Annotated in this window: 12 protein-coding genes and 1 pseudogene; 6 read left to right on the top strand and 7 right to left on the bottom strand. The window is 69.5% G+C overall.

From position 1 onward, the window contains the following. Nucleotides 1-254: 254 nt before the first annotated feature. From COA07_RS08150 to gyrB, 3 genes are read left to right on the top strand one after another with little or no spacing between them, the layout of a single operon-like run. Complete coding sequence (locus COA07_RS08150) at nt 255-1,580, top strand: MFS transporter (protein WP_141396494.1); 1,326 nt, start codon at nt 255-257, stop codon at nt 1,578-1,580. A 25-nt stretch (nt 1,581-1,605) separates the two neighbouring features. Continuing rightward, nucleotides 1,606-2,493 (top strand): alpha/beta hydrolase, encoded by an 888-nt coding sequence (locus tag COA07_RS08145; RefSeq protein ID WP_169924226.1) that lies wholly within the window; start codon nt 1,606-1,608, stop codon nt 2,491-2,493. A 53-nt stretch (nt 2,494-2,546) separates the two neighbouring features. Then, nucleotides 2,547-5,078, top strand: coding sequence for a DNA topoisomerase (ATP-hydrolyzing) subunit B (gene gyrB / locus COA07_RS08140; protein WP_066709629.1), 2,532 nt, complete (start codon nt 2,547-2,549; stop codon nt 5,076-5,078). A gap of 360 nt (nt 5,079-5,438) precedes the next feature. Here the strand turns inward: gyrB and COA07_RS08135 are convergent, their stop codons facing one another. The 5 genes and pseudogenes from COA07_RS08135 to COA07_RS18245 form a co-directional block, all read right to left on the bottom strand. Further along, nucleotides 5,439-6,176 (bottom strand): NAD-dependent deacylase, encoded by a 738-nt coding sequence (locus COA07_RS08135; RefSeq protein WP_066709632.1) that lies wholly within the window; start codon nt 6,174-6,176, stop codon nt 5,439-5,441. Next, the gene (locus COA07_RS18250) at nt 6,173-6,517 is read right to left on the bottom strand and encodes a hypothetical protein (RefSeq protein WP_169803509.1); all 345 of its coding nucleotides are present in this window, start codon (nt 6,515-6,517) and stop codon (nt 6,173-6,175) included. The genes COA07_RS08135 and COA07_RS18250 overlap by 4 nt, the downstream gene beginning before the upstream one ends. Before the next feature lie 44 nt (nt 6,518-6,561). Beyond that, nucleotides 6,562-6,699: pseudogene (locus tag COA07_RS08125) on the bottom strand (Sir2 family NAD-dependent protein deacetylase); the annotation flags it as partial. Between the two features lie 322 nt (nt 6,700-7,021). Next, nucleotides 7,022-7,615, bottom strand: coding sequence for a L,D-transpeptidase family protein (locus COA07_RS08120; protein ID WP_066709639.1), 594 nt, complete (start codon nt 7,613-7,615; stop codon nt 7,022-7,024). A 50-nt stretch (nt 7,616-7,665) separates the two neighbouring features. After that, nucleotides 7,666-7,944, bottom strand: coding sequence for a hypothetical protein (locus COA07_RS18245; RefSeq protein ID WP_169803510.1), 279 nt, complete (start codon nt 7,942-7,944; stop codon nt 7,666-7,668). Here COA07_RS18245 and COA07_RS08115 point away from each other — a divergent pair. Then, nucleotides 7,943-8,557, top strand: coding sequence for a murein L,D-transpeptidase catalytic domain family protein (locus COA07_RS08115; protein WP_425442589.1), 615 nt, complete (start codon nt 7,943-7,945; stop codon nt 8,555-8,557). The genes COA07_RS18245 and COA07_RS08115 overlap by 2 nt on opposite strands. Nucleotides 8,558-8,561: 4 nt before the next feature. On the opposite strand, the gene COA07_RS08110 is transcribed toward COA07_RS08115, so the two are convergent. Beyond that, nucleotides 8,562-8,870, bottom strand: coding sequence for a chorismate mutase (locus tag COA07_RS08110; RefSeq protein WP_066709645.1), 309 nt, complete (start codon nt 8,868-8,870; stop codon nt 8,562-8,564). 186 nt (nt 8,871-9,056) lie between these two features. Between COA07_RS08110 and rpsD the strand changes: the two genes are divergently transcribed. After that, on the top strand, nt 9,057-9,671 hold the full coding sequence (gene rpsD / locus COA07_RS08105; RefSeq protein WP_066709648.1) for a 30S ribosomal protein S4: 615 nt from the start codon (nt 9,057-9,059) through the stop codon (nt 9,669-9,671). Nucleotides 9,672-10,127: 456 nt separating this feature from the next. On the opposite strand, the gene COA07_RS08100 is transcribed toward rpsD, so the two are convergent. After that, nucleotides 10,128-12,194 carry an alpha/beta hydrolase family protein gene (locus COA07_RS08100; RefSeq protein ID WP_281254082.1) on the bottom strand — a complete coding sequence of 689 codons (2,067 nt, stop codon included), beginning with the start codon at nt 12,192-12,194 and terminating at the stop codon, nt 10,128-10,130. 126 nt (nt 12,195-12,320) lie between these two features. Here COA07_RS08100 and COA07_RS08095 point away from each other — a divergent pair, with 126 nt between their 5' ends. Then, nucleotides 12,321-13,976, top strand: a complete 1,656-nt coding sequence (locus tag COA07_RS08095) for a M28 family metallopeptidase (RefSeq protein ID WP_066709650.1) — start codon at nt 12,321-12,323, stop codon at nt 13,974-13,976. Nucleotides 13,977-13,989: the final 13 nt, after the last annotated feature.

The following is a 13,989-nucleotide window of genomic DNA, read 5'->3' as shown; positions in this document are numbered from 1 at the left end:
CCGGACTTGTTCCGGGGTCCACCGTGCCGCAAAATCAACGCCTTGCAAGGGCGCGGCGCGGTGGATGCCGGAACAAGTCCGGCATGACGGCGTGGGTTTTACAAAGATCTCGCTTTCGCCGGAGTGACGGACGATTCAGCAAAACCGGGATACGCGAAGGTCCCGACCAATTCCGACACATCCGCCGTGTGCGTACGCGGCACCGTGGATGCCGGAACCGGTCCTGCATGACGGAAACTTAGACCGTTACGCCCGTGCACCCAATCGCCACCGGCGACGTTATCCCGTCATCACCAGCCCCGGAGCCACCCGTCGTCCCTCCCCCGCCCTTCACCCCGCTCGATCCGCCGAGCCGAGCGACCGCGTCGCGCAGCCTCGTCGAATGGCGGCGCGGCTGGCCGCTGGTCGGCGCGGCGATGGTCGGCGCCGGGCTGGGGCCGGGACTGTTCCAGAACATGTCCAGCATCTTCACCCCCGCGTTGCAGGCCGCGTTCGGCTGGTCGCGCGGCGATATCGCCACCGCCGCCGGGCTGGGGCTGATCGGCGCGCTGGTCGCGCCGCTGGTCGGGCGGCTGGCCGACCGCTTCGGGGTGCGCCCGGTCATTCTCGGCTCGATGCTGCTGCTCGCCGCCGGCTATCTGTGCCTCGCGCTGCTGGCCGGCGGGCTGTGGCAATATCACCTCGGCGTGCTGCTGATCGTCATGGCGCTGCCCGGCACCAGCAGCCTGTCCTACGGCAAGCTGATCGCGGTCGCGTTCCGGCGCCAGCGCGGGCTGGCGCTGGCGCTCGGCACCTCGGGGCTGGCGCTGATGACGATGGTCGCCGCACCCGTGCTGGGTACGGTGGTGGCGCAATGGGGCTGGCGCGCGGGATTCGTGCTGCTGGCGGTGGCCGGCACCGTGCTGGCGCTGCCGCCGATCCTGCTGGGCATCCGCGGCATCCCCGCCGCCGCCGCCCCGCCGGTCGTCGCCGACGCGCCGCTGCTGCCCGGCGTCAGTGCGAAGGAGGCGCGCCGCGACCGGCGCTTCTGGCTGATGGTGGCATCGGCGCTGCTGGTCAATCTGGCGACCACCGGCCTCGTCACCCAACTGGTGCCGATCGGCGTCGACCGCGGGCTGGGCGGCGGGCAGGCCGCGCTGCTGCTGACCGGCTTCGGGGTCAGCGCGATCGCCGGGCGGCTGCTGGTCGGCACGCTGATCGACCGCTTCCGGCCACAGCCGGTCGCCGCGGCGGTCGCGCTCGTCTCCGCCGCCGCCTTCGCGCTGCTGGCGGGCGGCGCGCACGGGCTGGTGCCGCTGATGCTGCTGGTGTTCCTGGCGGGGCTGATGAACGGCGCGGAGAACGACCTCTTGCCATTCCTGGCGGCGCGCCTGTTCGGGCTGCGCGCCTATGCCGAAATCTACGGCTCGGCGATGCCGGTCGCGCTGCTCGGCACCGCGCTGGGGATCATCGGCTTCGGGCGGCTGCACGACCTGTTCGGCAATTACGCCGTCGCGCTGGCGATCGGCAGTGCGGCGCTGCTCGCGGCGGCGACCTGCTTCCTGCTGCTGCCCGACCGGGCCGACGCGTCGCCGAACTGACACGCCCGCGCGCTACGCCGGGCGGGTGGACCGCCGCCGCCATCCCCCCGGCCTGACCTTTGCCGACTGGCACGCCGCCGATGGCTGGGCGCTGCGCCGCTACGACTGGGCGCCCGACACCGCCGTCGCCCAGCGCGGCGTCCTGCTGTTCCTGGGCGGGCGCGGCGACTTTGCCGAAAAGTATCTGGAGGCGATGGCGCACTGGCGCGCGCGCGGCTGGCACGTCGCCGGCATCGACTGGCGCGGGCAGGGCGGGTCGGGGCGCCTGCTCGCCGATCCGCTGGTCAACCATCTGCCCGCGCTCGACCCGCTGCTGGACGATCTGGCCGCCTTCGCCGCCGCGCTCGCCCCGCGCGTCGCGGTGGCGCATTCGATGGGCGCGCACCTGCTGCTGCGCTGGCTGGCGGAACGCGGCGGCGCGCTCGACGCGGCGGCCCTGTCCTCGCCGATGCTGGGGTTGCGCGCCGGCCCGCTCGGCACCGCGCCGCTCGCGCTCGCCGCGCGTGCCGCCTGCGCGCTGGGCCACGCCGAACGCCGCATCTGGGAGGGGGACGCCGGCAACGTCGGCGGCCGCATGACCTCCTGCCCGGATCGCCAGGCGGACAAGGTGTGGTGGAAGGCGAACGTGCCCGCGATCGCATCCGGCGCGCCCAGCTGGGGGTGGATGCGCGCCGCCTGCGCCTCGATCGCCGCGCTCGACCGCGCACCGCTTGGCGGTGTCGCCACCCCGCTCATGCTGATGGTGTCGCGCCGCGATCCGGTGGTGTCGCCCGCCGCGATCGCGCGCCTATCGCGTCGCCTGCCCGCCGCCACGCTCCACCTGCTGCCCGGCCGAAGCCACGAACTGCTGCGCGAGGGCGATGCGATCCGCCACGCCGTGCTGGCGCGGATCGACGCACACCTGGAACGCTGACGCACCCGTCCATTTCGCTTTCGTTGCACGCCCGTCATGCCTATATGCTCCGCATGGCAGAACAGCAGAATTCCAGCGAGTACGGCGCCTCCTCGATCAAGGTGCTGAAGGGTCTGGACGCGGTGCGCAAGCGTCCCGGCATGTATATCGGCGATACCGACGACGGCTCGGGCCTCCACCACATGGTGTTCGAGGTGAGCGACAATGCGATCGACGAGGCGCTGGCCGGGCATTGCGACCGGATCGACATCACGCTCAACGCCGACGGCTCGGTCTCTGTGACCGACAACGGGCGCGGCATCCCCACCGGCATCCACCCGGAGGAGGGCGTGTCCGCGGCCGAGGTGATCATGACCCAGCTGCACGCCGGCGGCAAGTTCGAGAATACCAGCGACGACAATGCCTACAAGGTATCCGGCGGCCTCCACGGCGTCGGCGTGTCGGTGGTCAACGCGCTCAGCGAATGGCTCGACCTGACGATCTGGCGCGACGGGGAGGAGCATTACATGCGCTTCGCCCATGGCGATGCCGTCGCGCCGCTCAAGGTCGTCGGCCCGGCGGAGGGCAGGAAGGGCACGCGCGTCACCTTCTTCCCCTCCCCCGCCACCTTCAAGATTACCGAATTCGACTTCGACAAGCTGGAGCATCGCTACCGCGAGCTGGCGTTCCTCAATTCCGGCGTGCGCCTGTTCCTCAGCGACGCCCGGCATGAGGAGCCGAAGACGATCGAGCTGTATTACGAAGGCGGCATCGCCGCGTTCGTGAAGTGGCTGGACAGGAACAAGCAGCCGCTGTTCCCCGATCCCATTTCCGTGTCGGGGATGCGCGACCAGATCGGCATCGACGTCGCGCTGGAATGGAACGATTCCTATTACGAGAACGTGCTCGCCTTCACCAACAACATCCCGCAGCGCGACGGCGGCACGCACATCGCCGCCTTCCGCGCCGCGCTGACCCGCACGCTCAATAATTATGCGGAAAAGTCGGGACTGCTGAAGAAGGAGAAGGTGTCGCTGACCGGCGACGACATGCGCGAGGGGCTGACCGCGATCGTCTCGGTCAAGCTGCCCGACCCGAAGTTCAGCTCGCAGACCAAGGACAAGCTCGTCTCGTCCGAGGTGCGCCAGCCGCTCGAAAGCCTGATGGCCGACAAGATGGCCGAATGGCTGGAGGAAAATCCGCAGCACGCGCGCGCGATCGTCGGCAAGATCATCGACGCCGCCGCCGCGCGCGAGGCGGCGAAGCGCGCGCGCGAACTGACCCGGCGCAAGGGCGTGATGGAGGTCAGCGGCCTGCCCGGCAAGCTGCACGACTGCCGCGAACGCGACGCGACCAAGGCCGAACTGTTCATCGTGGAGGGCGATTCCGCCGGCGGCTCGGCCAAGTCGGGCCGCGACAGCGACTATCAGGCGATCCTGCCGATCCGCGGCAAGATCCTCAACGTCGAACGCGCGCGCACCGACCGGATGCTGGGGTCGAAGGAGATCATCTCGCTGATCCAGGCGATGGGCACCGGCATCGGCCGCGACGACTTCAAGATCGAGAAGCTGCGCTACCACAAGATCGTCATCATGACCGACGCCGACGTCGACGGCGCGCATATCCGCACGCTGTTGCTGACGTTCTTCTACCGCCAGATGCGCGAGATCATCGAGGCCGGGCACCTCTACATCGCGCAGCCGCCGCTGTACAAGGCGACCAAGGGGCGCTCGGAAGTCTATCTCAAGGACGATGCCGCGCTCGACGACTATCTGGTCGACGCGGGGCTTTCGACGATGATGCTGGAGCGCGGCGGCGAGGGGCTGACGGGCGCGCACCTGCGCCCGCTGGTCGAACATGCGCGGCGGATGCGCACGCTGATGCGCTACGTGCCGCGCCGCTACGATCCGGTCATCATCGAAACGCTCGCACTCGGCGGCGCGCTGACGCCCGACATGCCGCGTGAGGCGCGCGCGGCGGCGGTCGCGGAGGTCACCCGCCGCCTCGACCAGGGCGACAGCGAGGCGACCTGGACCGCGCGGATGACCGAGGACGGCGGCATCCATTTCGAACGGCTGTGGCGCGGCGTCACCGACCACCACATCGTGGAGGCCGCGTTCCTCGCCTCGGCGGAGGCGCGCAAGCTCCACACGCTCGCCGCCGAACAGGCCGAAAGCTTCGTCCACGCCGCCCGGCTGACGCCGGTGCGCAGCGCCGCGGCCGAGGCCGCCGCCGCCGACACCCCCGCCACCGACGAAGACAACGAGGGCGAGGGCGAGAGCGCGGGCGAAGGCGTCCCCGGCCAGCGGCTGGCGGTCGCCAAGGGCGAGGCGCTGGTCGCACGCCCGTCGCAGCTGCTCGACGCGATCCTCGCCGCCGGGCGCAAGGGCCTGTCGATCCAGCGCTACAAGGGGCTGGGCGAGATGAACGCCGAGCAATTGTGGGAAACCACGCTCGATCCCGCCAACCGCTCGATGCTGAAGGTGGAGGTCGACCAGGCCGACGTCGCCGACGAAATCTTCGCCCGCCTGATGGGCGACGTGGTCGAGCCGCGCCGCGAATTCATCCAGGAAAACGCCCTCAGCGTCGCCAACCTCGACGTATAGGCTATCCTGCCGAACTGCCCACATCGGGAGGCTCCAGCGAAAGCGGGGGCCCCCGGTGGCACTTCCCACCACCACCCGTCGCCCCTGCGCAGGCAGGGGCCTCCCGGTGACGCGCGTAACGCCCCCCCATTTCCGTCATGCCGGACCTGTTCCGGCATCCACGTCTCGCCGAACGCACAAGCCGATGCGTCTGCGGCGCCATGGACCCCGGCCCCCGCCGGGGTGGATGAGTGAAAAGGCAGCAAAACCGACCTTCGCACCCCCCAGCCTGCGTTGGGATAACGCCGCCCCCGTCGCCCCTGCGCAGGCAGGGGCCCATCTCTCTCACCTCCCGCGCAACGCCGCCGCACCCGCCCCGCCTCACCGGCGCGCCAGCACCTCGTCCACCCACGCCGGCACCAGCACCCCCGCCGCGCCCAGCCGCGTCTCGTCGAACCACGCGCTGCCCGCCGACGGCTCCAGGTTCAGCTCCAGCGTCGCCGCGCCATAAGCGCGCGCGGTCTGGACGAACCCCGCCGCCGGATAGACCGCGCCCGACGTCCCGATCGACACGAACAGGTCCGCCGCCGCCAGCGCCGCCTCGATCCGCGCCATCTGGTAGGGCATCTCGCCGAAGAACACGATGTCCGGCCGCAACGCCCCCGCCCCGCATGCGGCGCAGCGCGTCCCCGGCGGCAACGCCCCGCGCCATTCCGCCCGCGCACCGCATGCGGCGCACACCGCACTGTTCAACTCGCCATGCATGTGCAGCATCCGCACCGCCCCGGCACGCTCGTGCAGGTCATCGACATTCTGCGTGACGATCAGCAACTCAGCCTCCCACGCACGATCCAGCCGCGCCAGCGCCTCATGCGCCGCATTGGGCACCACCCCCGCCAGTGCCGCGCGCCGCAAGTCGTAGAAACGATGCACCAGCTCGGGATCGCCCGCCAGCGCCTCGGGCGTGCACACGTCCTCGACGCGGTGCTTTTTCGGAACAAAGTCGATTATGTCACCATCCCAATAGCTTACACCGTTTTCGGCGCGGAATGTCGGGATGCCGGACTCGGCCGAGATGCCCGCGCCGGTGAGGATGACGATGCTGGGAACGTCGCTCACCGCCAACTTCCGTCAGATGCGAAAGCAACGGCGATCAGGAACATAGCCACACAAAGGATCGAAGCCCATACGAGCACCCAAGTCGCACACGCTCGTCGCACCGTCCCTTTCTCGCTAGCTCTCCGCACACGGAGCGCCACGATTGACTGGGCAAGCCACATGACGCCGAGAACGGCGATGATGTAGTCGCCTTCGCCTGCCACGGCGATGACCGGGAGCGAGGCGATTGCAACCAAGCCGATCCAAGGACCGGCCATATACATGCCCGCCAAGTTGGCCTTCGATGCACGTCGCTCCTCGCGTTCGGCCTTAAGCCAATCCTCTGGTCCGATTGCTGCCATTCTCAACTTTAGCGACAGGTTCCGGAGAAGCGCAAACTCGCCAGCGATAATCGTTTATCCGTGCAAACCTCCTCGACCCGGTGCCCCTCCCACAATCCGCCCGGCCCGCGGAACGTCGCGATGCCGCTCTCCGCGGACACGCCCGCGCCAGTGAGGATGACGATGTTGCGTAGGTAGGCCATCGGCGCACCCTATGCGGTATGGGCGGACATTCCCACCGCGGGGCGTATTGGAAGGGTTATCTTCACGCGAAGACGCGAAGACGCGAAGACGCGAAGAGAAGCAAGAAGGTTTGTTCACGCGGAGGCGCGGAGGCGCAGAGATGATGGTGCCTCATGCAAGCGGCAGCTCTTCCTCCCGCGAGCGACTGACAAAAGACGCTTCGCGTCTAACGCGACACCTCCGCGTCTCTGCGTCTCTGCGCGAATGACCTTCTTATCCACGCCTCCGCGCGCCCCCCTTCTTCTTCGCGTCTTCGCGTCTTCGCGTGAACCCGAAAACCCCTCACCGGCTCGCCAGCACATCCCCCGCCGCCGCATTCACGCGCGCCACCTCGCCTTCGTCGCTGACCGGCGCGTCCATCCCCGACACGTACGCCATGTCGGTCACCTCCACCGTCGCGCCCAACTGCGTGATGTCGAACAGCTTTTTCGCAAAGGCGGTCGGCAGGCGGATGCAGCCGTGCGACGCGGGAAAGCCGGGGTTGCGCCCCGCGTGCAGCGCCACGCCGTCCCACGTCAGCCGCTGCATGTACGGCATCGGCGCATCGTCATACAGGTTGGAACGGTGGAACGCCTTCTTCTGCAGGATCGTGAACCGCCCGGTCGGGGTCGGCCGGTCGTCGGTGCCGGTCGACACCGCCGATGCCGCCACCAGCGTCTGTCCGCGGAACACATAGGCGCGCTGGTCGGGGATGGAGATCAGCACGCTCACCGCCCCCTCCGCCTGCCGGTCGGTCCACAGGTAACGATTCGGCGCCAGTGCGGCGGCGGCCTCGGTGATCGCAAGGCTGTCCATCGCCTCGGCGGCGGCGGGGGCGGCGGGGATGGCGAGGCCGGCGAGGACCGGCACGATCAGGTAACGGGCGAATCGCCGCATCAATGATCCTTTCATGTCCGTGCCCGCCGCGGCGCGGCGGCGGGCTGTCATCAAGGGAACGTCCCACCGCCATTTTGGTGCCGGGCGACGAAGCGTTGGGATTCCACGGCCAATGTCCGGAACGGCAACGCAAGCAGCGTGCCAGGTTGCGGATTGTTCACTCCTTTCATGCTATCAGCATCGGCAATGGAGCGGGGAATTGTTGAACATATGAAATGGTCGCAGGATGCGGCGCCGTCGCGCCGCCACTTGTTGAAGACCGGTGGTGTGCTTGCCGGGGCGCTGATGATCCCCGGTGCTGTTTCCGCCGGAATGCGCCAGCGCAGCATGCCCGAATCGCTGCTGCCGCCGGACGTCTATCCGGGCGCGCATCCGGCCGCCCGCGCGGCCGTCGCGGCACAGCCGGCGGTGCGCGACACGATCGTCGCACCGGGGGTGAATCGCCAGCTGATGCAGCGCGCGATGGCCGCGCTGGAACGCCACGGCAGCCGCATCGCGCGGCATGACCGGATGGCGGTGGCGGACTTTTCCGCCGGGTCCAGCCGCCCGCGCTTCCACCTCATCAACCTGGAAAGCGGGCGCGTCACGTCCAAACTGGTCGCGCACGGCAGCGGATCGGACCCGGCGCACACCGGCTATGTCCAGCGCTTCTCCAACGCCAACGGCTCCAACGCCTCGTGCGAGGGCGCGTTCCTGACCGACGATTATTACGTCGGCAAGCATGGCCGGTCGCAGCGGCTGATCGGACTGGATCGCACCAACGACAATGCGCTGGACCGTGCGATCGTCGTCCACGCCGCCTGGTATGCCAATCCCGACATGATCTCGCGCCGCGGGATGCTGGGGCGCAGCCAGGGCTGCTTCGCGGTCGGCGAGCGCGATCTGGCGGAGGTGTTCGAACGCCTCGGCCCGGGCCGGATGATCTACGCCGCGAAGGTGTGAGGGGCTATCCCGCGCGCCGGTCGAACGCCGCCAGTTCGTAGGCGATCGACGCCTCGACCAGTTGCTCCCACAGCGCCGCGATCGCCTCGCCCGGCAGGCCGGCGGCCTCGGCGGCGGCGCGCGCCTGCGCGATCACCTGCGCCTTGCGCGCCTCGTCGCGCACCGCGGTGCGTGCCGGCTTGATGCGCGCGGCGGCGTCCATATAGTCGAAGCGACGCCGCAACATCGCCACCAGTTCGCGGTCCAGCGCGTCGACGCCGGCGCGCACCTCGGCCATGGTGGTACAATCGGCACCGGGAAGGATCGGGTTCATGCCCCGGCTGCTATCCGCCCCGCGCCGCGCCGTCCAGCTTGACTCGCCGCCCCCTCCCGGCTAGGCGCGCCGCTTCGCAATCGCCCCCGCACCCCGGTGAAGCGGCGGGCCTGCCTTATCTCAACCACGGGACGATGCAGCGCGAAGACCGGGACCAACGTCGTTCGCATATTGCAAGGAACACACATGTCGAAGCGCCACAGCGCCAAGTACAAGCTCGATCGCCGCATGGGCGAGAACATCTGGGGCCGTCCCAAGTCCCCGGTGAACAAGCGCGAATACGGCCCCGGCCAGCACGGCCAGCGCCGCAAGGGCAAGATGTCGGACTTCGGCATCCAGCTGCGCGCCAAGCAGAAGCTGAAGGGCTATTACGGCGACGTGACGGAAAAGCAGTTCCGCCACGCCTATGACGAAGCGTCGCGCATGAAGGGCGATACCTCGCAGAACCTGATCGGCCTGCTCGAGCGTCGCCTGGACATGATCGTCTACCGCGCCAAGTTCGCGCCGACGATCTTCGCCGCGCGCCAGCTGGTCAGCCACGGCCACATCCGCGTCAACGGCGTGAAGTGCAACGTCGCCTCGCGCCGCGTCAACGTCGGCGACGAAATCTCGCTGGGCAACAAGGCGCAGGAAATGGCGCTGGTCATGGAAGCGCAGCAGCTGGCCGAGCGCGAAGTGCCCGACTACGTCGCGGCTGACGGCAATTCGAAGATCACCTTCGTGCGCGTGCCGACGCTGGACGAGGTGCCCTATCCGGTGAAGATGGAACCGAACCTGGTCGTCGAATTCTACTCGCGCTAACGCGCAGAATAGAATCCGGCTACCGGCCGGCCTCGCCCAGGCGAGGACCGACGACGCGGCTCCGCCGCGTCGCCCCCCGGACCGAAACGAAAAAGGGCGGCCCCGCTACGGGCCGCCCTTTTTCGTTTCCCCCACTTCCCGGCACCACCGTGCCCCGGCGAAGGCCGGAGCCCAGGGTTGCGAAGCGCAACGCCCGTTACCCTACCAACCCTGGGTTCCCGCCCCCGCCGGAACACAAGCGCGCCAGCCCCTCCGTCACCCCGGACTTGTTCCGGGGTCCATGGCGCCGCGAAATCAGGCACTTGCCTGTGTGCGGAAACGTGGATGCCGGAACTGGTCCGGCATGACGGCATGGGCTTTGCAAACGTCCCGCGAACGCCGGAGTCTCCGCGTAAAGAGCGCCGCGCTCATGCCGCCCAGAACCCCCGCCCGCGCCGGGGACGACCTGGGTTCCCCCTACCCGCCGAACGCCGCCTTCAGGAACGCGTCGCTCTTCGCCAGCATATCGCTGCGGGCGGCGCTATCGTCGATCTGGTGGTCCAGCTTGGGGAACACCACCAGCGTCGATGCCTTGCCCGCATCGCGCAGCCGCTTGTCCATCAGCCGCGACTGCGCGACGCCGACGTTCAGGTCGGTGTCGCCGTGGAACATCAGCACCGGCGCCTTGAACCGGTCGGCGTGGCGCGCGGGCGATCCCTTCGCCACCGCCTCGCCCGATCCGATCTGCTCGGCCACCAGCACGCGGTTGGTGAAGCCGACCGCCTCGCGCTTGGTCGCCGCCAGATCGGTCACCGGCGCGATCGCCACCACCGCGCGGAACAGGTCGGGGTCGATCACATTGGCCTGCAATGCGGCATAGCCGCCATAGGACCAGCCGAGGATCCCCAGCTTCTTCGGATCGGCGATCCCCTCCTTCACCAGCCAGCGGCCGGCATCGGCGACGTCGCTGATCGCCTGCTCCCACGAGCGGAAGGCGTTGTTGGCGAACCAGCCGTCGCCATAGCCCGACGATCCGCGATATTGCGGCTGGATCACGGCGTAGCCGGACGCGGCGAAGAACTGCACCAGCCAGTCGAACCCCCATTCGTCGCGGTACGACGGCCCGCCATGCGGCATCACGATCGCGGGCAGCTTCCTGGCCGCGCCACCCGGCGGCAGCGTCAGATAGGCGGGCACCATCGTCCCGTCGGCGGCGGGGAAGCGCACCGCCTTCATCTCGCCCATCGCCACGCCGTCCAGCGCCGGGCGCGCGCCGACCAGCGCGTCCAGCCGGCGCGTCGCCTTGGTGAAGCGGTAATAGGTGCCCGGATCGACGTCGCTGCCCGCGAACACCAGCAGCTGGCTTTCGTCGGCGTTCGCGCCCACGAAGCGGATCAGCGGCGTCCGGGGCAGCGCCCGCGCCAGCGCCGCGGCCAGCTTGCGATAATCCGGGTCGAAATAGTCGGTCTGCCGCCGGTCGGTGACATAGGTGGCGCCGATCACGCGCCCGCGCCGCCCGATCGTCACCACCGATGTCACGTCGACCTCTGGGTTGCTGGCGACCAGCTCGGTCGCCATCGAACCGTCCAGCTTGACGCTGTACAGCGCCAGCCGCCCGTTCAGCCCGCGCGTGGCAAATGCCACGTCGCGCGTCCCGTCGACCGCCAACGGCTCCAGCGCGTCGTGGCTGTTCGCCCGCGCGCGGCTGAACGGCTGCCAGCCGCCGCCACCGCCGCCCGTCGGGTGGTAGCGATAGATGGTCTCCCCGGTCAGCAGGCCGGTGCCGTCGCGCGGCATCACCTCCTTGATGCGGATGTTGCCTTGGCCGTCGGCGAGGTAATCGGTCGCCTCGCTGTCGGGCCGCTCGACCAGTTGCGCCTTGCCGGTGACCGTATCGACCAGCTCGACGCCCAGCCCGTCGCGCGACCCGGTCCCGCGGATGTTCGACCCGGTGGCGTCCGCTTCGGGGACGAAGTCGCGCGACATCAGCACCCAGCCGTCGCCCGATCGCCAGTCAATGACATTGCCGTCGAACTGGTTGGGGCGCGATGCCAGTCCGCGCAGCTTGCGCCCCAGCGGCAGGAGGTGCGTGCCGTCGGCATCGAACCCGACCAGCCGGGTATAGGACACCCGCCGCTCCAGCGCGTCGCTGATCCCGTACAGCTTGCACACGATCCGCGTCGGCGACGACCAGCCGCAACGCACCGGCTGCAATCCGTTGCCGTCGCTCAGACCGATCGGCGTCGTCGCGCCGGTGTCGGCATCGACGATGACGGCGGCATCGCCGCGTGTGCCCATCGACGTCAGGATCGCCACCCGCCGCCCGTCGGGCGACATGCTGATCTGGCGCACGTTCTCGCGCGCGCCGAACCGCTCGGCCAGCGTCTGGGGCTTCGCGGGCGCGTCCTTCGCCGCCGGTGCCTGCGCCCCCGCACCCCACATCGCTGCAGCCGACATCGCCGCGCCCGGCATCGCCGCCCCCGCCAGCAGCACGCACGCCACCGCCGCCGATCGCCGACCGATCATCACCTTCCCCCCGATCATGTCCCCGCCGCCATGCTATGGCGCGGATCGCCGTGTCACAAGCCGCTTTGCCAACGCCCGCGTGGACAGCCGCCGCGGCGATTGGCAGAAGGCCCCAACGCCTTCTCCCGGTCGGAGCCTCGTTTCATGCGCCTGCGTACCCTCGCCCTCCCGTTCCTCGCGCTCACCGCCGTGCCCGCCGCCGCGCAGACCGCACCGCCCATATCGGAAGCGACGCTGAAGGACGTGACGAAGGAATTGTCGTCGGATGCCTACGAAGGCCGCGCGCCGGGCACCGCGGGCGAGGAGAAGACCGTCGCCTATCTGGCGAAGCGGTTCGCCGCCGCCGGCCTCGCGCCCGGTAACAAGGGCAGCTGGTACCAGGACGTGCCGCTGGTGGAGATGACGGCGAAGAACGTCTCGCCGCTCACCTTCTCGGGCGCCGGCGCGCCGATCGCGCTCGCCTACGGGCCGCAGATGGTGATCGGCACGCACCGCATCCAGCCGCATGTCGCGGTGAAGGACAGCCCGGTCGTCTTCGTCGGCTATGGCATCACCGCCCCCGAAAAGGGCTGGGACGATTACGCGGGCATCGACGTGCGCGGCAAGACGGTGCTGATCCTGGTCAACGATCCCGACTGGCAGCAGCCGGACGTCGGCGGGCTCTTCAACGGCCGCGCGATGACCTATTACGGCCGCTGGACCTACAAATATGAGGAAGCCGCCCGCCACGGCGCCGCCGCCGCGATCATCGTGCACCAGACGGCGCCCGCCGCCTATGGCTGGAACGTCGTCCAGTCCAGCTGGACCGGCGCGCAGCAGCTGGCCGATTCGACGGATGGCGGCGCGGGCGAAAGCGCCGCGATCGGCTGGATCCAGCACGACGCCGCGCAGCGCCTGTTCGCGCAGGCCGGGCAGTCCTTCGAAACGCTCGCCGCCGCCGCGAAGCGCAAGGGCTTCCGCGCCGTCGCGCTGAAGGGGGTCACCGCATCGGTGTCGTTCGACAATGCGATCCGCAAGCACATGTCGCGCAACGTCGTCGGCGTGCTGCCGGGCAGGACGCGGCCGGACAACTATGTCCTCTATTCCGCGCACTGGGACCATCTGGGCCGGTGCGAGGCGGCGCCCGACGGCGACGACATCTGCAACGGCGCGATCGACAATGCCACCGGCACCGCCGCGCTGGTCGCGCTGGCGGAGGCGAATGCGAAGGCCGGCGCGCCCGCGCGCAGCCAGATCTTCCTGGCGGTGACGGGCGAGGAATCGGGGCTGCTCGGCTCCGAATATTACGCCGCCAACCCGCTCTATCCGCTCGCGCGGACGGTCGCGGGGGTCAACATGGACGCGCTGTCGATGGCCGGCCCGGCCAGGAACGTCGTGGTGATCGGCAAGGGCAAGTCCGACCTCGACGGCTGGCTCGACCGCGCGCTCGCCACGCAGGGCCGCGTCGCCAGCGCGGAGCCGACCCCGGAAAAGGGCTTCTACTACCGCTCCGACCATTTCAGCTTCGCCAAGCGCGGCGTGCCGATGGTCTATTTCGAGGGCGGCGACGATCTGGTGAAGGGCGGGCGCACGGCGGGCAAGGCCGCGGCCGAGGATTACGAGGCGCACCGCTATCACGGGCCGAAGGACGAATATGACCCGGCCTGGGACTGGACCGGCGTTGCCCGCGACGTCCAGCTCTACTACACGCTCGGCCGCTCGCTGGCGGACAGCGACGTCTGGCCCAACTGGGTCGCCGGCGACGAATTCCGCGCGATCCGCGACAAGAGCCGCGCCGCGGCCGCTACGTCCGCGAAATAAGGAACGTTTCCGC

The organism is Sphingomonas adhaesiva (genome assembly GCF_002374855.1).
GTDB lineage: Bacteria > Pseudomonadota > Alphaproteobacteria > Sphingomonadales > Sphingomonadaceae > Sphingomonas > Sphingomonas adhaesiva.
Note: the sequence above shows the minus strand (reverse complement) of the source record. Positions and strands in the feature narration are given on the sequence as shown.